Genomic DNA, 24,965 nt, shown 5'->3' on the forward strand with positions numbered 1-24,965 from the left:
GGTCACCGGTCCTCGGGAGGATCCAGCTCGGGAGTGACCGGCCGCTCACTCTTCTCCAGCGCCTTGCGCTCCTTCTTCTCCAGGTGCCGCACCTTCTGCTCGATCAGCTCGTTGCGCATGAAGAGCGTGCGCCCGAGGTTGATGCCCGTGCCGAACATCGCGAAGAGCGGCCACGGGAAGTAGGGGTCGAAGCCGTCCCCGCCGAAGCTCGTTGCCGCCCAGATCACCCAGCACAGCAGCGAGACCGACAGGAACGTCCAGAGGGCGTCCTTGCGGTCCTTGGTGTATTCGCGCAGGGCCTGTTCCTCACGCGGGACGATCGAGGATCTCGCAGCGACGCGCGGCACGATGTCCTCGACGAGCTCCGGGAGCTCACCGAGGGTGCGGGCGGCCAGCACCCGGTCGGTGCGGGCGTCGAGCTCGTCCCGGTCGAGGCGGCCCTCGGCGTAGGCCTCCGTGAGCAGCCGGCGGACCACGTCCCGGTCCCGGTCGGCCGCCCTCAACCCGGCGTTGTCCGCATGACGAGGATCGTGCTCGAACTCTTCCCAGACCGACGGCATGCGCCCAGCCTATTGCGCGGTCGTGGTCCCGTGCGAGCAAGCCTGCGCTCGGCGTCACCAATCGTGGAGCCGTTCGTTACCCGAGGGTAGGACGCGCGCGGCGCATTGCCCATTATGAGAACACGTTCTAGTATTGCGGATCGCCGTCAGGTCGCTGACGGATTCGAAGCTGGACCAGGGAGGTGGCGAGATGGGGTTCTCCGCTGTGTCCGTGGTTCGGGGCCCGGGTGAGATCACCGCGATGGTCGTGCAGGTGACCAAGCGGATCTTCACCCGCCCCTTCCAGTTCCGCGAGTTCATCGAGCAGGCGTGGTTCATCACCAGCGTCACCCTGATGCCCACGATCCTGGTCTCGATCCCGTTCGGGGCGGTCATCTCCCTGCAGGTGGGCAACCTGACCGGCCAGCTCGGTGCCCAGTCCTTCGCCGGTGCGACCGCCGTGCTGGCCGTCGTGCGCGAGGCGGCGCCGATCGCGGCTGCGCTGATCATCGCTGGCGCCGCGGGGTCCGCGATCTGCTCCGACATGGGCGCGCGCAAGATCCGCGAGGAGATCGACGCCATGGAGGTGCTCGGCATCGACCCGCTCGAGCGCCTGGTCGCGCCCAGGGTCTGTGCCACGGTCTTCGTGGCGCTGATGATCAACGGTCTGGTGATCTCGGCCGGCATCGGTGGCGGCTACTTCTTCACGGTGATCATCCAAGGCGGGTCGGCCGGTGCCTTCCTCTCCTCGTTCACCGCGCTCGCCTCGCTGCCCGACCTGTGGATCGCGATGATCAAGGCCGCGGTGTTCGGGTGGTTGGCCGCCGTGGTCGGCGCCTACAAGGGGCTCAACGCGGGCGGCGGGCCAAGCGGGGTCGGCAAGGCCGTCAACGAGTCGGTGATCATCGCCTTCATGCTGTTGTTCTTCATGAACGCGATCATCACCGCGATCTACTTCCAAGTCGTCCCACCCCCGGGGTTGTGATGGCCACCCTCACTTCCCTGGGCACGTCCTTCGTCAAGGGACGCCGCGACTCCCTCGAGGCGTACGGCGACCAGTTCCTGTTCTACGTCAAGGCGTTGAGCTGGACCCCCCGCGCCGTACGCCGCTATCGCCGCGAGATCTGGAACACGCTGGCCGAGGTCACCTTCGGCGCCGGTGGTCTCAGCGTCATCGCCGGCACCGTGGGCGTGATCGCGTTCCTCGCGTTCTTCGCCGGCACCGAGGTCGGCATCCAAGGCTACGCCTCGCTCAGCCAGATCGGTGTGGCCAAGTTCAGCGCGTTCATCTCGGCGTACTTCAACACCCGTGAGGTGGCACCGTTGGTCTCCTCGATCGCGCTGGCCGCCACCGTCGGCTGCGGCTACACCGCGCGGCTGGGAGCCATGCGGATCTCGGAGGAGATCGACGCCCTCGAGGTGATGGGGGTGCCCTCGCTCCCGTTCCTGGTCACCACCCGGATGATCGCGGCCTTCATCGCGGTGATCCCGCTCTACATCGTCGCTCTCTCGGCGTCCTACCTCTCGCCGAGGCTGATCACCACGATGATGTACGGCCAGTCAGCGGGAACCTATGACCATTACTTCATCCAGTTCCTGCCGCCGATCGACATGCTCTGGTCGTTCTTCAAGCTGCTCTTCCTGGCCACCTCGGTGATCCTGATCCACTGCTACTACGGCTACACCGCTTCGGGCGGCCCGGCCGGAGTCGGCCTGGCCGTGGGCCGCGCGATCCGTACGTCGATCGTGTGGATCGTGGTCGCCGACTTCTTCCTGAGTTTCGCGATCTGGGGATCCACCACCACGGTGAGGATCACGGGGTAGCCGCATGCTTCTGGTCAACCTCCACCACGGCAACGCCGCAGAGCACCGGCGTCTGCTCTTCTTCGGCGTCGTCTTCCTGGCCCTGCTGGCCACCTTCATCGGCACCTCGATCGCGGTCTACCAGAAGGTTTTCGAGCCGGTCACGATGATCACCATCAAGGCCGACCGGGCCGGCCTGCAGCTGGCCAAGTTCGGCGACGTGCGCGTGCACGGCGTCCTGGTCGGGCAGGTGCGAGGCATCGACCAGGACGGCAAGCAGGCCTCGATCAAGGTCGGTCTCAAGCCCGAGGCGGCGCGCAACATTCCGGCCAACGTGTCCGTGGAGATCCTGCCCACGACCCTGTTCGGCCAGAAGTTCATCTCGTTCATCGACCCCGACGAGCCCGCTGGCACGTCGCTTGCCGACGGTGACGTGATCCCCGCAGACCGGGTCGAGACCAACGTCGAGCTGAGCCGCATCATGGCCGACCTGTTTCCGCTGCTCCGCTCGGTTCGCCCGGCCGACCTCAACAAGACCCTCAACGCGCTCGCCACCGCGCTCTCGGGTCGAGGTGAGGAGATCGGCGAGACGATGGACAAGCTCGGTTCCTACCTCGACGCGATCGACAGCCACCTGCCCACGCTGCGCAAGGACCTGATCCTGCTCGGCGAGGTGTCACAGACCTACTCGATCGCCGCACCCGACCTGATCGACGTGCTCCGCAACGCCACGGTGACCAGCCGGACCGTCCTGGACAACAAGGAGAACCTCGGCACGTTCTTCGCCGACGTCACCGGACTGGCCGGCACCACCACCCGTATCCTCCGGGAGAACGAGTCGGACCTGATCCAGCTCGGTGAGGTGACCGAGCCGATCCTGAACCTGCTCGCGGTCTACTCGCCGGAGTTCCCGTGTCTGCTCAAGGGCCTCGACAGGTACGACGACTACCTCGGCGACATGTTCGCGGGGGACCGGGTCAAGCAGTACATCGAGCTCGGGGCCACCCAGTACGAGGGGTACACGGCCGCCGACCGACCGGTGTACGGCGAGATCGGCCACGGCCCGTGGTGTGCCGGTCTGCCCAACCCGCCGGTGCCCTACCCGGAGCGGAGGATCAGGGACGGCAACGACCACTCCCTCGACAAGACGCCGACCGCGTTCCTCCAGAACCCGGGTCGCCTGCTCGACCTGCTCGGCATCAGCACCACCAACGGGCGGAACACGACCATGGGCGAGGTGGGCACGGCCGCCGACCAGTTGGTGACCAGCTCGCTGCTTGCCGCCAGCTCCGGTCGCCCGGCCGACTCCTACGGCTCGATGCCGTCGCTGCTCTACGGCCCGTTGGTGCGAGGCGAGGGGGTGACCGGGTGAGTCGCAACTCGACCACGATCGCTGCAGGCATCAAGCTCGGCATCTTCACGGTGGTCAGCCTTCTGGTCACCGGCCTCCTGGCCGCCATCATGGGCAACATCGGCTTCGGCGCGGGCAGGACCTACCGGGCCGAGTTCACCAGCGCGTCGATGTTGGAGAAGGGGGACGACGTACGCATCGCGGGCGTCTCCGTCGGTGAGGTCAAGAAGGTCGAGCACCACGACCGCACCCACGCCCTGATCACGTTCCGGGTGAAGGCCGACGTGCCGATGACGACCGCGACGCGCGCCGAGATCCGGTTCAAGAACCTGGTCGGTGACCGCTACCTGGCCCTGGAGAAGGGCAAGGACGACGCCGAGGCCCAGAAGATGGGCGAGGACGACACGATCCCGATCGCTCGCACCAGCCCGGCGCTCGACCTCACCCAGCTGTTCAACGGCTTCCAGCCGCTGTTCACCGCGCTCAACCCGCAGCAGGTCAACGAGCTCTCGCTCAACCTGGTGCGCGTGCTCCAGGGCGAGGGCGGCACCGTCCAGAGCCTGCTGGCCAACACCGCGTCACTGACGAACAGTCTCGCCGATCGCGACAAGTTGATCGGCGAGGTCATCACCAACCTCAGCCAGACCGCCGACACCGTCAACGACCGGCACGAGGAGCTGACCGAGCTCATCGTCGAGCTGAAGGGCTGGATGACCGACCTGGCGAAGGACCGCAAGACCATCGGCAGCTCACTGGACAACATCTCCGACCTCACCGAGGTGGTGGCCGGCCTGCTCAAGGATTCGCGTCCGTGGCTCAAGGCAGATGTCGCCGAGCTGCGCCAGCTCGCCGAGCTGCTCACCCGCCCCGAGAGCAAGAAGGTGCTCGGCGAACTGCTCGACCGACTGCCGGAGTCGATGACCGACCAGACCCGCACCGGCACCTACGGCTCCTGGTACAACTACTACCTCTGCGCGGCCTCCGTCCGTATCCAGCTGCCGGTGCTCAGCGACATTCCCCAGCTGGCCAAGCTCCAGGACCAGCTCGGCAACTTCAAGATCAAGTCGAATGCCGCAAGGTGTCAGTGATGCGCACCTACAGCGAGGCCCAGATCCTGCGGCTCGGCGCCATCACGCTCGTGGTGGCCCTGCTCATCGTCGCCGCTGCCTTCAACCTCTCCAAGTTCCCCGGCTTCGGCGGCGACAGCTTCCAGGCCGAGTTCAAGAACGCCAGCGGCCTGCACAAGGGGAACATGGTCCAGGTGGGTGGCATCCGCGCCGGCCGGGTCCAGGACGTCGAGCTGAAGGGCAACAAGGTGCTGGTCACCTTCGAGGTCGACCACGGGGTCGAGTTCGGGAAGGACAGCCAGGCCTCGGTGGAGGTGCTCAACCTGCTCGGCGAGAAGTATCTCGAGCTGACTCCAGCAGGCTCCGGGCAGCTCGACACGGACGACGTCATCCCCGTCTCCCGCACCCGGTCGGCCTACGACATCGTCGGGGTGCTCGGTGACCTCACCTCGACCACGGAGCGCATCGACATCGACCAGCTCAAGAGCGCGCTGAACACGGTCGGCTCGACGATCGAGTCCTCCGGACCCGAGCTGCACTCGGCGTTCAACGGCATCTCCAGGCTGTCCCAGTCGATTGCGGGCCGCGACGCCGAGCTCCAGACCCTGCTCGAGGGGTCCGCCTCGGTGAGCGAGATCCTCGACGACCGCAAGGGCGACGTGGTCAAGCTGGTGAAGGGTGCCGATCTCGTCTTCAAGGAGTTGCGCAGCCGCAAGGCCGCGGTCCACCGCCTGTTGGTGAACGCGAGGGTGCTGGCCCGCGAGCTGCGCGGAGTCGTGGCCGACAACCAGGCCGAGATCGGCCCGGCGCTGGCCGAGGTCGACGACCTGCTCTCGTTCCTGGTCTCGAAGGAGAAGGAGCTGAAGGCCACGCTGAACGCCTACGGTCCCTACGCCGACATCCTCGGCAACATCATCGGCACCGGTCCATGGTTCGACGCCTACGTGGTCAACCTCGCCGGCCTCGCGACGGGTGAGTTCAGCCAGGTCGGGTCGGTGAACTGATGCTCCGATTCTTGAACCCCAGGCTCCTCGCGGTCGCGGTCGCCGTACTGCTCCTGGCCGGAACCTTCTACGCGATCCGCGGTAGTGAGGAGACCAAGAGCGTGACCGCCCACTTCCCGCGGGCGGTGAGCATCTTCGAGAACACCGACGTCCGCGTGCTCGGCGTGACCGTCGGCAAGGTCACCGCAGTGGTCCCGGAGGGCAACTCGGTGCGCGTCGAGATGGAGTACGACGCCAGTGTGAAGCTGCCCGCCGACGCCAAGGCGGTGATCATCACCCCGACCCTGGTCGCCGACCGGTTCGTCGAGCTGACGGCCTACGACTCCGGCAAGGTGCTCGCCGACCAGGCCGACATCGCGCTGCCCGACACGGCGGTCCCGGTCGAGCTCGACCGGATCTATGCCGGGCTCCGCGACCTCACCACCGCACTCGGACCGAACGGCGCGAACGCCGACGGCACCCTCAACCACCTGCTGAAGGTCGCGGACAAGAACCTCAAGGGCAAGGGCAAGCTCGGCAACCAGATGATCAATGACCTTGCCGCGGCCGCCACCACCTTCGGCAACGGCGCCGGCGACCTGTTCAGCACGGTGGAGAACCTCGCGAACTTCACTCAGGCCCTGGCCACCAATGACGAGTACGTCGTGGCCTTCATGAAGGACCTGGCCGGGGTCTCGGCCGATCTCGCCGGTGAACGCCGCGAGCTGCAACAGGCACTGTCCTCGGTCGCGACGGCCGTGGGATCGGTGCAGAAGTTCATCAAGAAGAACCGCACCGCGATCAGCACCGACGTCAAGAAGCTGACCCGGGTCGCTGGGAACCTCGCCTCCGAGAAGGACGCCATCGACCTCGCGCTCACCGCCGGACCGGTCGGAATCGGCAACCTCGTCAACGCCTTCGACGCCAAGTCCGGCTCCATCGGCTCGCGCTTCGGGTTCCAGCAGAACATCGCCGACTCCGACGGATTCCTGTGCGCGGTGATCCAGCAGTCCGAGCTGCCGAAGGTCAGCAAGGATCTGGCCTGCAAGATCTTCAAGAACCTGCTCGAGCCGGTGGCCTCCCAGGCCAACCAGAACCTGCCGATGGCCAACGGCGCCACCGCCGGACGTCGGCTCGACGAGCAGGTCTCCGGACAGTACGCCGGAGACACCTCGACGACGCTCGCCGACCTGACGGGAGCCCGATGATGAGGGTGCCCGAGATCAACCTGCGTGCCGGGCTGCTGGCGATGCTGGCGTTGCTGGTTCTGGTCGCCGGATGCAAGTTCGACGGCGCCTACGACCTGCCGTTGCCGGGATCGGGCGTCGACAAGGACGAGTCCTTCGAGGTGACCGCGGAGTTTGACGACGTGCTCAACGTCGTACCCCGCTCGCCGGTGATGGTCGACGACGTCCCGGTCGGAGAGATCACCGAGGTGGAGCGCAAGGGCTGGCACGCCAAGGTCACCATGCGGATCCGCAACAACGTGGAGCTGCCCGGCAATGCGGTGGCGATGATCCGGCAGACCAGCCTGCTGGGCGAGAAGTACGTCTCGCTCGAGCCGGACCCGGTCAAGCCGGCCGTGGGGCGACTCGGCGACAAGGACAACATCGAACGCGCCTCGACCGGCCGCAACCCCGAGGTCGAAGAGGTGCTGGGTGCCTTGTCGTTCCTGCTCAGCGGCGGCGGCGTGGCGCAGATCGGTGAGATCACGACCGAGTTGAACAACGTGATGAGCGGTCGTACCGACCGGCTCAAGGCCCTGCTCTCGAGCCTGGACTCGGTGGTCGGCACGATCGATGACCAGAAGGGCGACATCATCCGCGCGATGGAGTCGCTCAACAAGCTGGCCACGACGCTGAACGACGAACGCGACGTCATCGGGGACGCCCTCGACGTGATGGGGCCGGCGGTCAAGGTGCTCGCCGCCCAGCACGACGAACTTGTGCAGATGCTCAGCGCGCTCGACGAACTCGGCGCCGTGGGCACCCGCGTGATCGGTGCCAGCAAGGACAACCTCGTCGCGTCCCTGAAGTCGCTCAAGCCGATCATGAGCAAGCTCAACGAGGCCGGCAAGTCGCTCCCGGCCGGGCTCTCGCTGATGCTCAGCTTCCCGTTCCCCGACGAGGCTCAGGACATCGTGAAGGGCGACTACGGCAACACCGAGATCCGCCTCGACATCAACCTCGAGAACTTCCTCACTGATGCGCCGCTGATCACGCTGCCCGACCCTGGTCAGGTGGTCCAGGATCTCCAGAAGTGCCTGGCCAGCGGAAACCTGGCCGGGCCGGCGTGCGCCCAGTTCCTCACCAACCTCGACCTGTTCAAGAAGCTGCGGGCGGCCTGCACGAAGCCGACCAACCGGTCGAAGGACATCTGCCGGATCGTCCGGGTCCTGCCCGGTGGCACCCTGCCGAGCCTCTCCGACCTGACCGACCTGCTCGGCCTTCCGGGCCTTCCCGGTCTCCCGAAGCTGCTCGGCCTGCCGGGCCTGCCGGGGTTGCGTCAGGCGGCGACGAGTCCCTACGGCTCGCGCACCCCCGACATCTACGGAACGGGGCTGTCATGACCCACGGCGTCAAGATCCGGCTCATCGCGTTCTGCATCCTCAGCGCGGTCGGCATCGTCTACGTCACCGCGAACTACCTCGGGTTCGTCGACAAGGTGCTCGGCCGGGGGATCACGGTCCACGCCACCCTGCCCGACTCGGGTGGTCTGTTCGTCGGCAGCGAGGTGACCTACCGGGGGGCGAAGGTCGGCAAGGTCTCCGGCATGCACGTGACCGGTGAGGGACTCGAGCTCGACCTCGCGCTCGAGGAGGGCACGAAGATCCCCGAGGGGTCCGCGTTCTACGTCCACAACCTTTCCGCCGTGGGGGAGCAGTACCTCGACTTCCAGCCCGAGGACAAGAGCGGGCCCTACGCCGACGACGGCTACACCTTCACCGGGAACGCGCAGTCCCTGCCCGTGGGTGAGGACGAGGTGCTGGTGGCGCTCAACGACTTCGTCGGGTCGGTGGACAAGAAGAGCCTCTCCTCGGTGGTCAAGGAACTCGGGATCCTGTTCGACGACACCGCACCGGCGCTGGAGAAGCTCCTCGACGGTGGCACCGAGTTCATCGACGAGGCGGCCCTGCACACCGATGACACGATCCGGCTGCTGAACCAGGGGCTGACTGTCCTGAAGACGCAGAAGGGGCAGAGCGAGAACATCAAGTCGTTCAGCCGCGACCTGGCCACCCTGACCGACGCATTGCGCGGGAGCGACAAGGATCTGCGAACGATCCTGCAGGTGAGTCCCGGCGCCCTGCGCGAGGTCGACGGCCTGTTGCAGGATCTCGAGCCCACGTTGCCGGTGCTGCTGGCCAACCTGGTCACGACCAACCAGGTGGCGGTCAACCACCTGTCCGGCATCGAGACCCTGCTGGTCTCGTTCCCGCTGGCCGTGGCCGGCGGGTTCACCGGCACACCGGGTGACGGATGGGGTCACGTGAACATCCAGCTGGCCCAGTCACCGGGGCCGTGCCGTGGCGCCGGCTACATGCCGCCCAGTGAATGGCGGCAGGGCAACGACCTGACCGACACCGCGATCTACCCGGCCCGATGCCTCAACCCGGGCAAGTCGGTCCAGCGCGGGTCGATGTACTCGCCCGAGCGGGGAGCCGGCACGAACTCGCCCGGACGCGCCTACCGGGGCGCCTACGACCCCACAACCGGCCTGACCGACGGCGCCGTCGACAAGGACGGCAATCCCGTATCCGTACACTCGCCGAAGAACCTCTCGATCCTCGGCAACGACTCCTGGAAGTGGCTCCTCGTCGGGCCGGTGGCACAGCAGTGAATCCTGATTCCCAGAACTCTGTCCAGACCCTGCGCGTCAACATCGCGCTCTATCTCGCTGTCCTTCTGGTGGCCTTCGGTGCCGTCCTCGCCGGAGTGTTCCTGGTGTGGCCGGCGGTCCAGGGCGACGACGAACCGAACGCCGAGCACACGGCCTCGCAGAAGACCAAGGAAGATGTTCCCGACGACGTCTACCACGACGTGCTGGCGGCCGCCCGGTCCCAGGTGCTCGCGTTCGTGAATCTCGACTACCGCAACATCGAGGCGTCCACCGAGGCGGTGATGGCCGGGTCGACGGGTGAGTTCGCCAAGCAGTACTCCGCGTCCGAGAAGGGCCTGCGGACGTTGATGAAGCGCAACAAGTCGGTGATGGAGGGCGAGGTGCTCTCCGCCGGCGTGGTCGCGGTCTCCGAATACACCGCCCGGGTGCTGGTGGCCACCAACGGGTCGGTGCGCAACAAGAGCACCAAGGGCAAGGCCGTGGAGCGCAACCTCAGGCTCCAGCTCGACCTGACCCGCAGCAAGGACCGCTGGCTCGTCTCCGACCTCCAGTTCGTGGGGTGAACGCAATGTCGAACAACACGCCTCGTCGTCCGGTTGCCGGCTCCCGGGTGCCTGCATCGGCCCCGCGCCGAGTCGCAGGTCGGGCGGGTGGTAGCCGTCACACCGAGCCCGATGCGGCCTCGATCGAGGGAACCACCACACCCTCGGATGCCTCGACGGATGCGGCCGACCCCGGATCGGCACGCAGTGTGTCCCGCACCCAGCCCGCACCGCAGCAGTCCGACGACCCCACCCCGCGGTCCGCGTCGCCGAAGGGCCCGCTGTCCGTGGCCCAGGAGCAGCGCGGCTTGCTGAGCAACCGCGGCACCACCAAGGTGCTGGCCGTCGTCCTCGCGGTGCTGCTGCTGGTCGGCGTCGCCGAGCTGGTCACCTGGCAGGTCGCCGACGACGACGGTGGCTCGGGTGATGACGCGAAGGTGCTGGCTTTCGACGACACGTACGTCGTCCGTGACTCCCCGGTCAGCGTGCCGATGGCCGACTGGCGCGACGCGACCGACGCCGCGATCAAGTCGGTCACCGAGATTCTCAACGTGTCCTGGAAGGACTACGACAAGAATCTCGACGATGCCGCGGCGTTCATCACCGACGGCTTCGCCAAGGAGTACTCCGCCACCGCCAAGGACACGCGTGCGCGTTTCCTCGAGACCAAGGCCGAGTACGACTTCGCGGTGGTCGGCTCCTCGGTCGTGGAGGCGAGACCCGATGAGGTGGCGAGCCTGCTGTTCCTCAACCAGTTCGTCTACAAGGGCGAGGGCAAGCAGCGGACCGGCCCGGAGATCTATCCGGTCCGGGTGATGGTGCGCATGGTCCGCACCGACGACGGCTGGAAGATCGACGAGCTGCACGCACTCTGACTCCGGCGTCCCGGGTGCTGGACTTTGTCTGCCGACCCGGCTAACTTGGGCAAAACTAGAACACGTTCCACTAGTTCGCCGCGCCAGGTGCTTGAGTCGCCAGTGTCCGGAGGGAAGGATCAGGCCATGTCACCCACCGAGCCTGCCCCCGAACACCTCGAGACCGACCTCGTGATCATCGGCGCCGGCCCCACCGGACTGTTCAGCGCCTACTACGCAGGTTTCCGCGGGCTCCGGGTGGCGGTGATCGACTCCCTGCCCGAATTGGGCGGCCAGATCACTGCGATGTATCCGGAGAAGGCGATCCTCGACGTCGCGGGCTTCCCGAACGTCAAGGGACGAGACCTCGTCGCCGGTCTGGTCGAGCAGGCGAACACCGCGCGGCCGTCGTACCTCCTGGGGCGCACCGCGGTCTCGTTGGAGTCGACGGACGAGCGGGCGACGATCGGTCTGGCCGACGGCTCGACCGTGCGGGCCGGCGCCGTGCTGATCACCGCCGGCATCGGCAAGTTCAGCCCCCGTCCGCTTCCCGCTGCCGATGGCTGGCAGGGCCGCGGGGTCGAGTTCTTCGTGCCCAGCTTCGACCCGTACGTCGGCAAGGACGTGGTCGTGGTCGGCGGCGGGGACAGTGCCTTCGACTGGGCGATCCATCTCGAGCCGATGGCGAAGTCGGTCACGCTGGTGCATCGCCGCGAGGCCTTCCGGGCGCACGAGCGCACGGTCGAGAAGGTGCGCGCATCGTCGGTCGACATCGTCACCCGCGCCGAGGTGACCGAGCTGCGCGGTGCACCCGACCTCGAGGAGGCGGTGATCACCGTCGACGGGGAGGCGACCGTACGACCCGCCCAGGCCGTGGTCGCCGCGCTGGGCTTCGTGGCCGACCTGGGCCCGATGAAGGAGTGGGGCCTCACCCTCGAGAAGCGGCATGTCGTCGTCGATTCCGCGATGCGCACCAATCTGCCGCGGGTCTTCGCTGCCGGCGACATCACCGAGTACGCAGGCAAGGTCCGACTGATCGCGGTCGGGTTCGGTGAGGCGGCCACCGCCGTCAACAACGCCGCGGTCGTGATCGACCCCGCTGCCCATGTCTTCCCCGGCCACTCGAGCGAGGGCAGCTGATGTCAGGTCGTGACGCCGTACGCCTCGACGACGCGGAGCTCGACGCGTTCCTGCGCGAGAACCTCAAGGTCCAGGTGGCCACCGTCGGACTCGACGGCACCGCCCACCTCACCACGCTCTTCTACGTCGTGCTCGACGACGGCCGCCTCGCCTTCTGGACCTACGGGCGCTCGCAGAAGATCCGCAACCTCGAGCGCGACCCGCGGATCACCTGCCTCGTCGAGGACGGTACCGACTACTTCGAGCTGCGCGGGGCCGCGGTCAAGGGAACCGCCGAGCTGGTCCGCGACCCCGACCGCATCGTCGCGATCGGCAGTGCGGTGGCGACCCGCATGGTCGGCGCGGACTCCTTCGAGGAGCTCGGTGAGGTCGGTGCTGCCGAGGTGCATCGCCAGGCCGCCAAGCGAGTCGCGGTCATCGTCACGCCCGAACGGGTCAGCTCGTGGGACCACCGCAAGATGCTTGAACCGGCAGCGAAGGAAGGATGAACAGCGATGAAGGTCAAGGTCGACTTCGACCTCTGTGAGTCGAACGCCCTGTGTGAGGCGCTGGCCCCGGAGGTCTTCGAGCTCGATGACGACGACTACCTGGTCGTGAAGCAGGAGGACGTCACCGACGAGAACCGCGACAACGTCGAACGCGCCGTCGCTGCCTGCCCACGGTCGGCGATCTCGATCGTGGAGGGCTGAACCGGTGGCCGGAGGACTCGATCTGGACGGTCGGGTGGCGGTCGTCACCGGCGCCGGGGCCGGGCTCGGACGCGCCGAGGCAGTGGCGCTGGCCCGCGCCGGTGCTCGCATCGTCCTGAACGACCTGCCGGGTGCGGCCGACGGGGCCGCCGAGGAGATCCGTTCGATCGGTGGCTCGGCGGTTGTTGCCGCCGGTGACGTGGGGGAGCGGAGCACCGCCGACCTGATGGTCGCCACCGCCCTGGACGAGTTCGGCAGTCTCGACATCGTGGTCAACAACGCGGGCGTCACTCGCGACCGCATGCTGTTCAACCTCAGCGACGACGAGTGGGACCTCGTCATCCGGGTGCACCTGCGTGGTCACTTCCTGCTGACCCGCAACGCCGCGGCCCACTGGCGGACGGTCTCCAAGGAGACCGGTGCGCCGGTCTACGGCCGCATCGTGAACACCGCCTCCGAGGCGTTCCTCTGCGGCTCGCCCGGCCAGGCCAACTACGCAGCGGCCAAGGCCGGTATCAGCGCGCTGACCCTCTCGGCGGCACGGGGCCTGGCGAAGATGGGTGTTCGCGCCAACGCGATCTGCCCACGCGCCCGTACCGCCATGACCGAGGTGGTCTTCGGCGAGGACCAGTCCGGCAAGGACGTCGACCCCTACTCGCCGGATCACGTCGCACCGCTGGTCGCCTACCTGGCCTCACCCGACGCCGACGCGATCAACGGTCAGGTGTTCGTCGTGTACGGCGGCATGGTGGCGCTCCTGGCCCCGCCGGTCGTCGAGCAGCGCTTCGACTCGGGTGGCTCCGTCTGGGACCTCGACGATCTCGCCAAGCAGGTCGGCGGCTACTTCGTCGACCGCGACCCGTCCCTCAGCTTCTCCGCCGACTCGGTGATGAAGCTGACCGTCTGACCCTGCTCCGAATGCTGCACCCCGCCGGCTCGCACCGTGCCGGTCACTCATCCTGCTCGAAAGGAACACATCATGGGCCGACTCACCGGCAAGATCGCGATCGTCACCGGAGGTGCGCAGGGCCAGGGTGCCGCCATCGCGCGTGCCTTCGTCGCGGAAGGGGCGCAGGTCGTGATCGCCGACATCGCCGAGGCGGCGGGGGAGAAGCTGGCAGCCGAGCTCGGGGACGCCGTGCGCTTCCAGCGCCACGACGTCAGCGACGAAGCCTCCTGGGCGTCGGTCGTCGAGTTCACCGCCGCCACGTTCGGTGACGTCAACGTGCTGGTCAACAACGCCGGCATCCTGCGATTCGGCGAGATCCACACCATGGAGCTGGACGAGTTCGACCTCGTCGTACGCATCAACCAGCGCGGCACCTTCCTGGGCATGCGCGCCGTCGTACCCACGATGCGGAAGAACAAGCAGGGGTCGATCATCAACGCCTCGTCGGTCGAGGGGCTCGCCGGCATGGGCAGCCTGGCGGCGTACACCGGCACGAAGTTCGCGATCCGCGGCATGACCAAGGCCGCGGCCCTCGAGCTGGGCAGTCGCGGCGTCCGGGTCAACTCGGTGCACCCCGGCATGATCGACACCGGCATGACCCGCGAGCACGGCGGTGACGCGGCGATGGAGTACGGCGCGAGCAAGGTGCCGATGCGACGCGTGGGCACCCCCGAGGACATCGCCCCGCTCTACGTCTACCTGGCCAGCGACGAGAGCGGCTACGTCACCGGCGCCGAGATCGCCGTCGACGGCGGCGTCACCGCCACCCACGCCTTCGGCGGCTGAATTTCTCGATACTCCCTGACGTTCGGACCCCCAATTGGGGTAGTCCCTGACGTTCGGACCCTTGGGCAGGGTCCGAACGTCAGGGACTATCCACGAAAGGGGGTCCGAACGTCAGGGACTATCGGAGAAGGAGGCGGACGGCGACGGACATGGAGGTCTCCACGTCGGTGGCCGAGGATCGACCGGTGACCCAGCCGACCAGTGAGGAGAGCCAGACGTCGCCGATCACGCGGGCGATTGCGATCTCTTCCTCGGTGGGTTCGGCGTCGCCGGTGCGGGTGCCCATCGCCTCGGTCAGCACGGAGGTGAGCATCATGCCGACGTGGTGGATCTCGGTGGAGACGCTGGCGTCGGCGAACATGAACGCTCGGGTCAGGGCCTCGGTGAGGTTGGGATCCTTCTGCAGGATCTTCGTGGTCCGGCCCAGGACGTAGTTGACCCGCGCCTCAGGGGTCTCGCCCGGGATCGGCTTGCCGGCCATCGCCGCCTGCGACCGCTCGAACTCGCGCCCCAGCGCGGAGACCAGCAAGTGAATCTTGGAGGGGAAGTAGCGGTAGAGCGTGCCGAGCGCCACGTCGGCCTGTTCCGCGACCGCGCGCATCTGCACGGCGTCGAAACCGCCGCGGGAAGCCAGCGCGATGGTGGCGTCGAGAATGCGCTTGCGGCGCTCCCTCTGGGCGGCCGAACCGAGCTCTTCCTGGGTGAGGGAGTTCAGGGCATTCATTGCTTTCTCCTCTCATCAGGGATACTCGTGTGACACAACCCACGGGTAACTTAGGGTCATCCATCGTGCGTTCGGGAAACGAAACTGGATTCTACGGCGTTGGACTCTCCACATACGCTACTGCCTCGTGAGCCATAATAGGAACACGTTCCACTTCCCGTGTCGTGGATCCGGGCCGAACAGGAAGAAGGTGACAGTGATGCGAGTCGCACTGCTGTCGTACCGCAGCAAGCCCCACTGTGGGGGCCAGGGCGTCTACATCCGCCACCTCAGCCGTGAGCTGGTCGCGTTGGGTCACGAGGTCGAGGTCTTCTCCGGCCAGCCGTACCCCGAGCTCGACGAGGGCGTGAGCCTGACCAAGGTGCCCAGCCTCGACCTCTACCGTGAGCCGGACCCGTTCCGGGTGCCGAAGCTGACGGAGTTCCGCGACCTGATCGACGTCGAGGAGTTCCTGACCATGTGCACGGCCGGGTTCCCCGAGCCGAAGACCTTCAGCAAGCGTGTCGCGAAGATCATCAAGGCGCGTCGCGACGACTTCGACGTCGTCCACGACAACCAGGTGCTCGGGCACGGCATGGTCGACATCATGGATGCCGGCATCCCGCTGGTCACCACGCTGCACCACCCGATCACGTTCGACCGCCGCGTCGACCTCGCAGCCGCGCCCAACTGGCGCAAGCGACTCACCCTGCGCCGGTGGTACGGGTTCCTGCGCATGCAGGGCAAGGTCGCCCGTCGCGCGGTGAAGGTGCTCACGCCGTCGGAGTCCTCGGCCCGCGACATCGTCAAGGACTTCGGTGTCGACCCGTCGGTGATCCAGGTGATCCCACTCGGTGCCGACGACGTGTTCGCTCCGCCGACCACGCCGCGGGTGCCGGGCCGCATCGTCGCGATGGCCAGCGCCGACGCCCCGATCAAGGGCGTGCACACCCTCCTCGAGGCGTTCGCCAAGTTGCGCACCGAGCGCGACCTCGAGCTGATCATGGTCACCAAGCCCGAGACGGGTGGCCGCACCGAGAAGCTGATCGAGAAGCTCGCCATCGGCGACGCGGTCCGCTTCGTCAACGGCATCTCCGACGCCGAGCTGGTCGCGGTGATGGGCTCCGCCGAGCTCGCGGTCGTGCCGTCGCTCTACGAGGGCTTCTCCCTGCCGACCGCCGAGCTGATGGCCTGCGAGACTCCACTGGTGGTCAGCCGGGCCGGTGCCATCCCCGAGGTGGTCGGCCCCGACGGGCTCTGCGCCGATCTGGTCGAGCCCGGCAACGTCGAGGAGCTGCGCGAGGCGATCGCCGCCCTGCTCGATGACCCCGAGCGCCGGGCCCGCATGGGCCGCGCCGGGCGCGAACGGGTCCTGGAGACGTTCAGCTGGCGAGCAGTCGCTGCGGCCACCGCGGCGGCGTACGACGAAGTGATCGAGAACCACCACGCAAGGGGTACCAATGCTGACCGTTGACTTCGACCGACTCGGCCTCCGCTCGGGTGAGCGCGTCCTGGACATGGGCGCCGGCGCCGGCCGCCACGCCTTCGAGATGTACCGCCGCGGCGCCGACGTGGTCGCCTTCGACCGTGACGCGGACGAGCTGTCCAACGTGCTCGAGCTCTTCGGGGCGATGAAGGAGGCCGGTGAGGTCCCCGACGGTGCCGAGGCGGACATCAAGGAGGGTGACGCGCTCGCGCTGCCCTTCGCCGACGGTGAGTTCGACCGCATCGTCGCCGCCGAGATCCTCGAGCACGTCCCGGCCGACGTCGAGGCGATCAAGGAGCTGATCCGGGTGCTGCGTCCCGGCGGCACCCTGGCTGTCTCCGTCCCGCGTTGGCTGCCCGAGGTGATCAACTGGAAGCTCTCGGCCGACTACCACAACTCGCCCGGTGGTCACATCCGCATCTACACCGACCACGAGCTGATCGACAAGGTCACCAAGGGTGGCCGTGACAACGACGGCACCCCCGGCGACGCGATGATCTTCGAGGGCAAGGACTACGCGCACGGCCTGCACTCGCCGTACTGGTGGATCAAGTGCGCGGTCGGTGTGAACAACGACCAGCACCCGCTGGTGAAGGCCTACCACCAGGTCCTGGTCTGGGACATCATGAAGACGCCCCGTTGGAGCACGGCCACCCGGCTCGCCGAGAAGGCGCTGAACCCGGTGATCGGCAAGAGCATGGTCCTCTACTTCCGCAAGCCGGATGCGGCCTGAGACCCCGTCGCTGCCCGGCATCCTGACCGCCGCCGAGGTGGCTCGCACGGCAGCCTCGATCGCGACCATGCAGGAGGCCGACGGAGCGATCCCGTGGACCGTGGGCGAGCACGTCGACGTGTGGAACCATGTCGAGGGCGCGATGGCGATGCTGGTCGGCGGTGAGGTGGAGGCGGCCGAGCGCGCCTACGAGTGGTGTCTGCGGACCCAGCGTCCCGACGGCTCGTGGCCGATGAAGATCGTGGCCGGTGAGGTCGAGGACGCCAGCGGCGAGACCAACATGTGCGCCTACCTCGCGGTCGGGGTCTGGCACCACTGGCTGGTGCGCCGTGACGTGAGGTTCGTACGTCGACACTGGCCGGCCGTGCAGCGCGCGCTGGACTACGTCGTCTCGATGCAGCTGCCCTTCGGCGGCATCGCGTGGTCGCAGGAGTGGTCCGACGGCCGACCCGCGAGGGTGAACGCCGAAGGCCTGCTGGCGGGCTCCTCGAGCATCTACCAGGCGTTGCGCGCCGGGGTCGCGCTCTCGGAGCTGATGGACGAGCCGCAGCCGGAGTGGGAGCTGGCCGGTGGCCGGCTCGGTCACGCCCTGCGCCACCATCGCGACGACTTCCTCGACAAGTCGGAGTTCTCGATGGACTGGTACTACCCGGTCCTGGGTGGAGCGGTCCGCGGCGAAGTCGGCCTCGAGCTGATCGACTCACGCTGGGACACGTTCGTCGAGAACGGCCTCGGCATCCGCTGCGTCTCAAAGAACCCGTGGGTGACTGGCGCCGAGACCTGCGAGCTGGTCATGGCCCTCGACTCGCTGGGCGACCGCGACCGGGCCCTGCAGCTGCTGGCCGACATGCAGCACCTGCGCTCCGACGACGGTGCCTACTGGACCGGCTACGTGTTCCCCGACGACGTGAACTGGCCAGCCGAGCACACGACGTACACCGCCGCTGCGGTGATCCTCGCGGTCGACGCCCTCGGGCACGGCACCGGAGGCTCCGACATCATGCGCGGCACCACACTGGCCGCGCACTTCGACGAGATGGCCCTCGAGTGCGGGTGCGAGCTCAGTCGACGCTAGTCGCGTCGCCGGCCTGACCCTTCACGCGTGCGAGGATCCGTATGGAGCCGAGGGCGTCGTCCTCCGCGAAGGCTCCACTCGCCAGCGCGCGCTGGAAGACGTGGAACGGCGCCTGCCCGCCGTCGGCCGGATCGGCGAAGACGTCGTGGATGACCAGCTTGCCGCCGGGCTGGATCCAGTGTGCCCATCCGGTGAAGTCGTTCTGGGCGTGCTCCTCGGCGTGGCCTCCGTCGATGAACAGCATCGACAGGGGAGTGCGCCAGTGCTGGCTGACCGTCGTTGACCTGCCGATGACGGCGACGACCTGGTCCTCGAGTCCGGCCCGGGCGATCGCCTTGCGGAAGAACGGCAACGTGTCCATCAGGCCGAACTCCTCGTCGACCACCTGGGTGTCGTGGTGCTCCCAGCCGGCCTGGTTCTCCTCCGACCCCCGGTGGTGGTCGACCGTGAACAGGACACCGCCGACCTCGCGCGCGGCAGCGCCGATGTAGATCGCCGACTTGCCGCAGTAGGTGCCGACCTCCAGCGCCGGCCCCGTGCGGAGCTGCTCGCGGGCGACGCGGTGCAGGAGGAGGCCTTCGTCCTCGGGCATGAAGCCCTTGGCGGCGCGGGCGTGGTCGAGGAGTTCGGACGGCATCACGTCGGACAGCCTATTCATGGCACAATTGGAACACGTTCTAGCTGGTTGAGTGGTGGGGTGGTCGCTTGGACAGCCACGTCAGCACTCGACCGCGACGAAGAAGGAGTGAGTGTGTCTCTCGGCATCAGCGACGAGCACCGCGAGCTGGGCGACTCCCTGCGCAAGTGGGCGGCCTCCGTGCGTCCTCTGGAGCAGGTGAGGGCCGCCGAAGGTGACCCGCAGGCCGGGTTCTCCCAAGCCTGGAAGGCGATCGTGGAGATGGGTATCCCTGCGATCGGGGTGCCGGAGTCGGCAGGCGGCGGCGGAGGATCGTTGCTCGACGTGGCCGTCGCGCTCGAGGCATGCGCGCACGAGATGGTGCCCGGCCCCCTGCTCGGCACGACCGTCGCGGCCGCTCTGCTCGGCGAGACGCCCGGGGTGGCGGCAGCGCTCGCCCGGGGAGAGATGTCGGTCGGTCTGGGGCTGACCCCCTCGCTCGAGACCGACGGCTCGACGGTGTCGGGTCGGGTGGACGTGGTCTGGGATGCGCCCTCGGTGACCCACTTCCTGCTCGGGGCAGGCAACGACAGCTGGTTCGTCGTGCCGGCATCGTGTGCCCGGGTGACCGCCACGGTCGGGCCCGACCTCACTCGCCGCTTCGGCTCGGTCGAGCTCGTCGCGGTGCCGGTCTCGGAGCTGGTCGCGGCCACCGGGCTGGAGGCCGCCCTGGTGCGGCGTACAGCCGTCACGCTCGCGGCCGCCGAGGCCTCCGGCATCGCCCGCTGGTGCTTGAAGACGGCCGTCGAGTACGCCGGGATGCGCGAGCAGTTCGGTGCGAAGATCGGGTCCTTCCAGGCGATCAAGCACCTGTGTGCCGGCATGCTCGAGTCCGCCGAGGCAGTCACCGCGGTTGCCTGGGATGCGGCCTCAATCGCCTTCGGCGACAAGCGCCAGTGGGAGTTCGCCGCCGACGTGACCGGCACGATCGCGTTCGACGGCGCCGTGCAGGTCGCCCAGGACTGCATCCAGGTGCTCGGCGGGATCGGCTTCACCTTCGAGCACGACGCCCACTTCCACCTGCGCCGCGCGGTCACGCTGCGCGCGCTGCTGGGCGACTCCGACACCTTCGCCTCGTCACTCACCGACGCAGCGACCGATGGTGTACGTCGATCGGTCCGGCTCGACTTCGGCGGCCAGGACCAGCCGGTGCGCGAGCGGATCCGCCCCCGAGTCGAGGAGCTGGTCGCGCTCGACGGGCGCGCACAGCGCCGGGCGCTGGTCGACTCCGGTCTCGCCATGCCGCACTGGCCGGTGCCCTTCGGCCTGGACGCCTCACCCCTCGAGCAGCTGGTGATCGACCAGGAGCTGGCGGCAGCCGGCGTGCCTCGCGCCGACCTCAAGATCGGTGGCTGGGCGATTCCGACCATCCTCGCCCACGGCTCCGACGCCCAGCGCGAGAGATTCGTCCGACCGACCCTGTTCGGCGAGATCGTGTGGTGCCAGCTGTTCAGCGAGCCCGGCGCCGGCTCCGACCTGGCCTCGCTGCGCACGCGGGCGGTCAAGGTCGACGGCGGTTGGCGGCTCAGCGGTCAGAAGGTCTGGACCTCGCTCGCCCAGGACGCACACTGGGCGATCTGCCTGGCCCGGACGAACTCGGATGCCCCACAGCACAAGGGGATCAGCTACTTCCTGGTCGACATGGCCAGCGACGGCATCGACGTCAGGCCGCTCCGCGAGCTGACCGGTGATGCGCTGTTCAACGAGGTCTTCCTCGAGGACGTCTTCGTGCCCGACGACTGCGTCGTCGGCGAGGTTGACCACGGGTGGCGTCTGGCCCGCACCACGCTGGCCAACGAACGCGTGGCGATGGCCGGCACCAAGCTCGACCTGAGTGTGGAGCGTGCGGTCTCGCTGGCTCCGCACGTCTCGGCGGCGCAGCGGGCCCGCATCGGTCATGCCGTGGCGTTGTCCACCGTCTGTGCACTGCTCGGTGTGCGCACGACGCTGCGCTCGCTGGCGGGCTCTGCGCCGGGCGCCGAGTCGAGCGTGGCGAAGCTGCTCACCGTGCGCAACCGCCAGGACGCCTCCGAGCTCGTGGTCGATCTGCTGGGTGACCGGGTGGTGCTCGGCGGGGAGGAGGTCGCGGCGGCCGTTCACGAGATGCTGCTCACCCGCTGTCTCTCCATCGCCGGTGGCACCACGCAGATCCTGCGCAACGTGGCGGCCGAGCGGATCCTCGGCCTGCCACGCTGACTGCGTCAGGGTCAGCCGCGACGAACGCGGGGGCCGTACGCCGGACCGGTGTCGCGCACCTTGCCCGCCAGCAGGGCGTCGTCGTAGTAGAAGGTCTCCGTAGCGCTGGTGGCCCTGATCGACACGGCACCGACGCGCACCCACCGGGGGGCGCCGAGGCAGGATCGCGGCACCCGGAAACGGACGGTGTGCGCGGGGTAGTCGATCCGGGTGCGCAGGCCCCGGCACGTCAGGACGGTGCCGCCTCGCGTGGTGATCTGGTTCTCGCCCTGTGCCCCCATGCGGCGTTCGCGCATGACGGACACGTCCCGGCGCAGCTTCTCGTCGGTGATCACCGAAAGACCGAACGCCTGCAGCGCCGATGCCCGACGCAGGTCTCCCAGGGTCATCGTCACGAACACGTTGTCGTGGCGGTGGTCGACCACGGTGCGAACGATGTCACCGTCTTGCGCGTTCGGGGCGAGGGTTCCGGCGTCCGGGTGGGACGCCGACCAGGCGTATTTCAGGACGTCGCCGCTCGCATCGCGGTGCACGACCTTCTCGGCGTGCGCGACAGTCGTGGTGCCGGCGCTCAGGCAGGCGGTGGTGGCGAGGGCGAGGGCCGCCCCGATCAGCTTGTGCACGTGTTCCTCTCGAGGGCCTTGTTGCCCGCGCACAGGCTAGGAGAAGAACCGCCCCGACGGAGGCGAAACGGGTCAGTTGGCCTCGGCCTCGGCCGTGTCGATGATCTCGTCCGCGTCGACCTCGGACACGTCGACGCCCTGGCGGTAGCCGTTCCAGTGCCAGTGCAGGTAGCGGTCCACGGCCTTGGTGACGTGACCGGCACGGATCGACTTGAAGATCTCGTAGGCGTGCTGCGCGACCGGCAGCTCGGCGTACACGACGGTGCTCTCGGAGATCTCGCGCAGGCGGGCCACGAACAGGCGGGCCTGCTCGACCGGCACCAGGGTGTCGTTGGTGCCGTGCATGACGAAGAAGTCGGGGGCCTCCGGTGTGATCTGCAGGATCGGCGAACCTGCCTCGAACGTCTCGGGGTCCTCCTGCCAGCGCTTGCGAACGATCCGCGGCGCCAGGAACTTGTCGCGCATGAGAAGCATCGACTTCAGCCCGGTGGCCCCGGCGAAGTCGTAGACGCCGTAGTGCGGCACGGCGACGGCGACGCTGGTGTCGGCGTCCTCGAAACCGGGCTGGAACTCCTTGACGTGGGGAGTGAGTGCCGCCAGCGCGGCCAGGTGACCACCCGCGGACCCACCGGTGATGGCGATGTAGGCCGGGTCGCCTCCGTAGTCGGCGATGTGCTCGCGGACCCAGGCGATCGCCTTCTTCACGTCGATGATCTGCGCGGGGAACGGACTGCGCGGCGCGAGGCGGTAGTTGATCGCGACGCAGACCCATCCCTTCGCCGCGAGCTGCGTCATCAGGGGAAGGCCCTGCTCGCGCTTGTCGCCGATCGTCCAGCCGCCGCCGTGCACCTGCAGGAGCACGGGGGCGTCCCTCAGGTCCTGCCCCTTGGCTCGATAGATGTCGAGCTTGCCGCGTCGACCGGCGTCGCTGTAGGCGATGTCACGGAGCACCTCGATGTCAGGAGTCAACATCCGGAACGGGTTCACCAGCGAGCGCCAGCTGGTGGCCAGGTCGGCCGGGGTGGGCGCCGCGTCGAGCCGTTCCACGTAGTCGACGCCGATGCCCTCGGTGAGCGCCCGCTCGACGCCGTCCTGCACCTTGCCCGCCGTACGCACGAGATAGCCCAGACCGGCCATGCTGGCAGCGGCCAGGGCCAGGCCGGCCGTGCTGCGACGCCGGGGCCCCACATGCACGGCGGTGTCCGCAGCGGTGAGGGCCAGCAGGTGTGGCGCGAGCTCGTTGGTCATCCAGCCGGCGAAGAAGGACGGGATGCCCACGCGCAGGCCCGGCAGGGGGCGGATCGCGTTGGCGGTCAGGGCTGCGGTGATGATCTGACGACGTAGGAAGGCCACGCTGCGGATGCTAGCCGGGGTGGCTCGTCCGCACCGCTTCCCGTCCAAAATTAGAACACGTTCCACCTTGCCGGATAGAATGTCGGCCATGGATCGACTCAGTGGCCTGGATGCGAGCTTCCTCTATCTCGAGACCCCCGAGCAGCTGATGCACGTGTGCGGCCTGATCGTCCTGGATCCCACCACGATCCCGGGTGGCTACACGTACGCCGGCCTGCGGGAGACGCTGCGTGACCGCGTCATCGACGTCCCCAAGTTCACCCGACGTCTGCGCCGGGTGCCGCTCGACATCGACCACCCGGTCTGGGTCGCCGACGACCACTTCGACATCGACCATCACCTGCACCGACTCTCGCTACCGGCGCCGGGCGGGTACGACGAGCTCGTGGAGCTGTGCGGGCACCTGGCCGGTCAGACCATGAACCGCAGCCGCCCGCTGTGGGAGATGTGGGTCATCGAGGGGTACGCCGACAAGGTGGTGGTGTTCTCCAAGATGCACCACGCCACCGTCGACGGCGCCTCGGGCTCGAACCTGATCTCGCACCTGTGCAGCCTCGAACCCGACGCCGCTCCGCTCGAGACCAGCGGCCCCGTGCCGCCCGGTCGCAACCCGGGGGGCCTCGAGCTCCTGGGCAGGGGAGTGGTCCACAACCTCACCAAGCCCTTGCTGGTGACCCGGCTCCTGCAGCCGTCGGTGTCGCTCGTGGCCAAGACGATCGGGCGGGCACGTGAGGGAACTGCGATGGCGGCGCCGTTCACCGCGCCGCGCACCTCGTTCAACGGCACCATCAGCGGACACCGCTCCATCGGCTTTGCCGAGCTCGACCTCGAGGAGATCAAGGCGGTCAAGCAGGCAAGCGGTGCGACGGTCAACGATGTCGTGCTCTCACTCGCCGGGGGTGCCCTGCGGGCCTACCTCGAGAGTCGCGGCGAGCTGCCGGACGTGTCGTTGATCGCGACCGTGCCGGTCTCCGTGCGCGGCACGAGCCAGCGGGCCCACGGTGCCAACAAGGTGTCGGCGATGTTCGCGCGGTTGGGCACCGACATCGAGGACCCGCTCGACCGGCTCGAGATGATGGCGACGAGCAACCGCAACGCCAAGGAGCACCACCAGGCGATCAGCGCCGACACCCTGCAGGACTGGGCTGAGTTCGCTGCCCCACGCACCTTCGGGCTGGCCGTGCGTGCCTATGCCGGGCTCCGGCTGGCCGAGAAGCACCCGGTCGTGCACAACCTCGTGATCTCCAACGTTCCCGGCCCGCCGATCCCGCTCTACTTCGCCGGAGCTCGCATCGACGCGCTCTGTCCGTTGGGCCCGGTCTTCCATGGTGCCGGCCTGAACATCACGGTGATGTCCAACAACGGGCGGGTGCACGTGGGCGTGATCGCGTGCTCGGAGTCGATGAAGGACGTCGGCGCGCTGGTCTCCCGATTTCCCGACGAGCTGCAGCGCGTGAAAGAGGCCCTCGACAGGTCGACGTCGCGGGCGACGACCGTCGTACAGGCCTCGACGAGTGCGGGGACGAAGATCTCCGCCTCGAGGACGCAGGCAGCATGGCCGGCATCGATGTCGTGAA

25 protein-coding genes are annotated in these 24,965 nt (G+C 68.0%); 20 read left to right on the plus strand and 5 right to left on the minus strand.

Annotated elements, in window-relative coordinates:
• Nucleotides 1-2: 2 nt before the first annotated feature.
• Nucleotides 3-560 carry a DUF1707 SHOCT-like domain-containing protein gene (locus NJ4_RS13675; RefSeq protein WP_067436002.1) on the minus strand — a complete coding sequence of 186 codons (558 nt, stop codon included), beginning with the start codon at nucleotides 558-560 and terminating at the stop codon, nucleotides 3-5.
• Nucleotides 561-750: 190 nt separating this feature from the next.
• Here NJ4_RS13675 and NJ4_RS13680 point away from each other — a divergent pair, with 190 nt between their 5' ends.
• The 15 genes from NJ4_RS13680 to NJ4_RS13750 all read left to right on the plus strand — a co-directional run bounded on the left by NJ4_RS13680 (nucleotide 751) and on the right by NJ4_RS13750 (nucleotide 14,543).
• Nucleotides 751-1,524 carry an MlaE family ABC transporter permease gene (locus NJ4_RS13680; protein ID WP_067436085.1) on the plus strand — a complete coding sequence of 258 codons (774 nt, stop codon included), beginning with the start codon at nucleotides 751-753 and terminating at the stop codon, nucleotides 1,522-1,524.
• Nucleotides 1,524-2,363, plus strand: a complete 840-nt coding sequence (locus tag NJ4_RS13685; protein WP_067436006.1) for an MlaE family ABC transporter permease — start codon at nucleotides 1,524-1,526, stop codon at nucleotides 2,361-2,363. Before NJ4_RS13680 ends, NJ4_RS13685 begins: the two co-directional genes overlap by 1 nt.
• A gap of 4 nt (nucleotides 2,364-2,367) precedes the next feature.
• On the plus strand, nucleotides 2,368-3,714 hold the full coding sequence (locus tag NJ4_RS13690) for an MCE family protein (RefSeq protein WP_067436009.1): 1,347 nt from the start codon (nucleotides 2,368-2,370) through the stop codon (nucleotides 3,712-3,714).
• Nucleotides 3,711-4,781 carry an MCE family protein gene (locus tag NJ4_RS13695; RefSeq protein ID WP_067436011.1) on the plus strand — a complete coding sequence of 357 codons (1,071 nt, stop codon included), beginning with the start codon at nucleotides 3,711-3,713 and terminating at the stop codon, nucleotides 4,779-4,781. Before NJ4_RS13690 ends, NJ4_RS13695 begins: the two co-directional genes overlap by 4 nt.
• The gene (locus NJ4_RS13700) at nucleotides 4,781-5,764 is read left to right on the plus strand and encodes an MCE family protein (protein WP_067436014.1); all 984 of its coding nucleotides are present in this window, start codon (nucleotides 4,781-4,783) and stop codon (nucleotides 5,762-5,764) included. Before NJ4_RS13695 ends, NJ4_RS13700 begins: the two co-directional genes overlap by 1 nt.
• 11 nt (nucleotides 5,765-5,775) lie before the next feature.
• Entirely contained in the window at nucleotides 5,776-6,951 is a 1,176-nt protein-coding gene (locus tag NJ4_RS13705) for an MCE family protein (RefSeq protein ID WP_169799262.1), read from the plus strand.
• Nucleotides 6,951-8,312: an MCE family protein gene (locus NJ4_RS13710; protein ID WP_067436020.1), complete on the plus strand. Its 1,362-nt coding sequence runs from the start codon at nucleotides 6,951-6,953 to the stop codon at nucleotides 8,310-8,312. The genes NJ4_RS13705 and NJ4_RS13710 overlap by 1 nt, the downstream gene beginning before the upstream one ends.
• Complete coding sequence (locus NJ4_RS13715) at nucleotides 8,309-9,583, plus strand: MlaD family protein (RefSeq protein WP_067436023.1); 1,275 nt, start codon at nucleotides 8,309-8,311, stop codon at nucleotides 9,581-9,583. Before NJ4_RS13710 ends, NJ4_RS13715 begins: the two co-directional genes overlap by 4 nt.
• Nucleotides 9,580-10,146: a hypothetical protein gene (locus tag NJ4_RS13720; RefSeq protein ID WP_067436026.1), complete on the plus strand. Its 567-nt coding sequence runs from the start codon at nucleotides 9,580-9,582 to the stop codon at nucleotides 10,144-10,146. Before NJ4_RS13715 ends, NJ4_RS13720 begins: the two co-directional genes overlap by 4 nt.
• Nucleotides 10,147-10,151: 5 nt before the next feature.
• Nucleotides 10,152-11,000, plus strand: coding sequence for a DUF4864 domain-containing protein (locus NJ4_RS13725; protein ID WP_067436036.1), 849 nt, complete (start codon nucleotides 10,152-10,154; stop codon nucleotides 10,998-11,000).
• Nucleotides 11,001-11,126: 126 nt separating this feature from the next.
• Nucleotides 11,127-12,119: an NAD(P)/FAD-dependent oxidoreductase gene (locus NJ4_RS13730; RefSeq protein WP_067436039.1), complete on the plus strand. Its 993-nt coding sequence runs from the start codon at nucleotides 11,127-11,129 to the stop codon at nucleotides 12,117-12,119.
• Nucleotides 12,119-12,607 (plus strand): pyridoxamine 5'-phosphate oxidase family protein, encoded by a 489-nt coding sequence (locus NJ4_RS13735; protein ID WP_067436042.1) that lies wholly within the window; start codon nucleotides 12,119-12,121, stop codon nucleotides 12,605-12,607. Before NJ4_RS13730 ends, NJ4_RS13735 begins: the two co-directional genes overlap by 1 nt.
• A gap of 6 nt (nucleotides 12,608-12,613) precedes the next feature.
• Nucleotides 12,614-12,808 (plus strand): ferredoxin, encoded by a 195-nt coding sequence (locus NJ4_RS13740; RefSeq protein WP_067436045.1) that lies wholly within the window; start codon nucleotides 12,614-12,616, stop codon nucleotides 12,806-12,808.
• 4 nt (nucleotides 12,809-12,812) lie between these two features.
• Nucleotides 12,813-13,715, plus strand: coding sequence for a 3-oxoacyl-ACP reductase (locus NJ4_RS13745; protein ID WP_067436048.1), 903 nt, complete (start codon nucleotides 12,813-12,815; stop codon nucleotides 13,713-13,715).
• Nucleotides 13,716-13,787: 72 nt separating this feature from the next.
• The gene (locus tag NJ4_RS13750; protein ID WP_067436051.1) at nucleotides 13,788-14,543 is read left to right on the plus strand and encodes an SDR family NAD(P)-dependent oxidoreductase; all 756 of its coding nucleotides are present in this window, start codon (nucleotides 13,788-13,790) and stop codon (nucleotides 14,541-14,543) included.
• 118 nt (nucleotides 14,544-14,661) lie between these two features.
• Here the strand turns inward: NJ4_RS13750 and kstR are convergent, their stop codons facing one another.
• A complete protein-coding gene (gene kstR / locus NJ4_RS13755) occupies nucleotides 14,662-15,267 on the minus strand; it encodes a cholesterol catabolism transcriptional regulator KstR (protein WP_067436054.1) in 606 nt (201 codons plus the stop codon).
• Nucleotides 15,268-15,466: 199 nt separating this feature from the next.
• Here kstR and NJ4_RS13760 point away from each other — a divergent pair, with 199 nt between their 5' ends.
• Genes NJ4_RS13760 through NJ4_RS13770 form a run of 3 tightly spaced genes read left to right on the plus strand, consistent with a single transcriptional unit; the run spans nucleotide 15,467 to nucleotide 18,540 of the window.
• A complete protein-coding gene (locus tag NJ4_RS13760) occupies nucleotides 15,467-16,720 on the plus strand; it encodes a glycosyltransferase family 4 protein (RefSeq protein WP_067436057.1) in 1,254 nt (417 codons plus the stop codon).
• A complete protein-coding gene (locus tag NJ4_RS13765; protein WP_067436060.1) occupies nucleotides 16,707-17,465 on the plus strand; it encodes a class I SAM-dependent methyltransferase in 759 nt (252 codons plus the stop codon). Before NJ4_RS13760 ends, NJ4_RS13765 begins: the two co-directional genes overlap by 14 nt.
• The gene (locus NJ4_RS13770) at nucleotides 17,455-18,540 is read left to right on the plus strand and encodes a prenyltransferase/squalene oxidase repeat-containing protein (protein ID WP_067436063.1); all 1,086 of its coding nucleotides are present in this window, start codon (nucleotides 17,455-17,457) and stop codon (nucleotides 18,538-18,540) included. The genes NJ4_RS13765 and NJ4_RS13770 overlap by 11 nt, the downstream gene beginning before the upstream one ends.
• Here the strand turns inward: NJ4_RS13770 and NJ4_RS13775 are convergent.
• Entirely contained in the window at nucleotides 18,527-19,198 is a 672-nt protein-coding gene (locus NJ4_RS13775; RefSeq protein WP_245644567.1) for a class I SAM-dependent methyltransferase, read from the minus strand. The genes NJ4_RS13770 and NJ4_RS13775 overlap by 14 nt on opposite strands.
• Nucleotides 19,199-19,291: 93 nt before the next feature.
• On the opposite strand from NJ4_RS13775, the gene NJ4_RS13780 reads away from it, so the two are divergent.
• A complete protein-coding gene (locus tag NJ4_RS13780) occupies nucleotides 19,292-21,412 on the plus strand; it encodes an acyl-CoA dehydrogenase (RefSeq protein ID WP_067436087.1) in 2,121 nt (706 codons plus the stop codon).
• Between the two features lie 11 nt (nucleotides 21,413-21,423).
• Here the strand turns inward: NJ4_RS13780 and NJ4_RS13785 are convergent, their stop codons facing one another.
• A complete protein-coding gene (locus tag NJ4_RS13785) occupies nucleotides 21,424-22,035 on the minus strand; it encodes a hypothetical protein (RefSeq protein WP_067436069.1) in 612 nt (203 codons plus the stop codon).
• Nucleotides 22,036-22,107: 72 nt separating this feature from the next.
• A complete protein-coding gene (locus tag NJ4_RS13790) occupies nucleotides 22,108-23,388 on the minus strand; it encodes an alpha/beta hydrolase (RefSeq protein WP_217996858.1) in 1,281 nt (426 codons plus the stop codon).
• Nucleotides 23,389-23,476: 88 nt separating this feature from the next.
• On the opposite strand from NJ4_RS13790, the gene NJ4_RS26720 reads away from it, so the two are divergent.
• Complete coding sequence (locus NJ4_RS26720; RefSeq protein WP_245644568.1) at nucleotides 23,477-24,964, plus strand: WS/DGAT/MGAT family O-acyltransferase; 1,488 nt, start codon at nucleotides 23,477-23,479, stop codon at nucleotides 24,962-24,964.
• Nucleotide 24,965: the final 1 nt, after the last annotated feature.

The sequence above is a fragment of the Nocardioides jensenii JCM 1364 = NBRC 14755 genome (assembly GCF_001552535.1).
Taxonomy (GTDB): domain Bacteria; phylum Actinomycetota; class Actinomycetes; order Propionibacteriales; family Nocardioidaceae; genus Nocardioides; species Nocardioides jensenii.

What these genes read in the sequence shown, in the direction of transcription:
- NJ4_RS13675 (WP_067436002.1), bottom strand. Translation starts at nt 560, where the DNA reads ATGCCGTCGGTCTGGGAAGAGTTCGAGCACGATCCTCGTCATGCGGAC.
- NJ4_RS13680 (WP_067436085.1), top strand. Translation starts at nt 751, where the DNA reads ATGGGGTTCTCCGCTGTGTCCGTGGTTCGGGGCCCGGGTGAGATCACC.
- NJ4_RS13685 (WP_067436006.1), top strand. Translation starts at nt 1,524, where the DNA reads ATGGCCACCCTCACTTCCCTGGGCACGTCCTTCGTCAAGGGACGCCGC.
- NJ4_RS13690 (WP_067436009.1), top strand. Translation starts at nt 2,368, where the DNA reads ATGCTTCTGGTCAACCTCCACCACGGCAACGCCGCAGAGCACCGGCGT.
- NJ4_RS13700 (WP_067436014.1), top strand. Translation starts at nt 4,781, where the DNA reads ATGCGCACCTACAGCGAGGCCCAGATCCTGCGGCTCGGCGCCATCACG.
- NJ4_RS13710 (WP_067436020.1), top strand. Translation starts at nt 6,951, where the DNA reads ATGAGGGTGCCCGAGATCAACCTGCGTGCCGGGCTGCTGGCGATGCTG.
- NJ4_RS13715 (WP_067436023.1), top strand. Translation starts at nt 8,309, where the DNA reads ATGACCCACGGCGTCAAGATCCGGCTCATCGCGTTCTGCATCCTCAGC.
- NJ4_RS13725 (WP_067436036.1), top strand. Translation starts at nt 10,152, where the DNA reads ATGTCGAACAACACGCCTCGTCGTCCGGTTGCCGGCTCCCGGGTGCCT.
- NJ4_RS13730 (WP_067436039.1), top strand. Translation starts at nt 11,127, where the DNA reads ATGTCACCCACCGAGCCTGCCCCCGAACACCTCGAGACCGACCTCGTG.
- NJ4_RS13735 (WP_067436042.1), top strand. Translation starts at nt 12,119, where the DNA reads ATGTCAGGTCGTGACGCCGTACGCCTCGACGACGCGGAGCTCGACGCG.
- NJ4_RS13740 (WP_067436045.1), top strand. Translation starts at nt 12,614, where the DNA reads ATGAAGGTCAAGGTCGACTTCGACCTCTGTGAGTCGAACGCCCTGTGT.
- NJ4_RS13750 (WP_067436051.1), top strand. Translation starts at nt 13,788, where the DNA reads ATGGGCCGACTCACCGGCAAGATCGCGATCGTCACCGGAGGTGCGCAG.
- kstR (WP_067436054.1), bottom strand. Translation starts at nt 15,267, where the DNA reads ATGAATGCCCTGAACTCCCTCACCCAGGAAGAGCTCGGTTCGGCCGCC.
- NJ4_RS13760 (WP_067436057.1), top strand. Translation starts at nt 15,467, where the DNA reads ATGCGAGTCGCACTGCTGTCGTACCGCAGCAAGCCCCACTGTGGGGGC.
- NJ4_RS13765 (WP_067436060.1), top strand. Translation starts at nt 16,707, where the DNA reads ATGCTGACCGTTGACTTCGACCGACTCGGCCTCCGCTCGGGTGAGCGC.
- NJ4_RS13770 (WP_067436063.1), top strand. Translation starts at nt 17,455, where the DNA reads ATGCGGCCTGAGACCCCGTCGCTGCCCGGCATCCTGACCGCCGCCGAG.
- NJ4_RS13775 (WP_245644567.1), bottom strand. Translation starts at nt 19,198, where the DNA reads ATGAATAGGCTGTCCGACGTGATGCCGTCCGAACTCCTCGACCACGCC.
- NJ4_RS26720 (WP_245644568.1), top strand. Translation starts at nt 23,477, where the DNA reads ATGGATCGACTCAGTGGCCTGGATGCGAGCTTCCTCTATCTCGAGACC.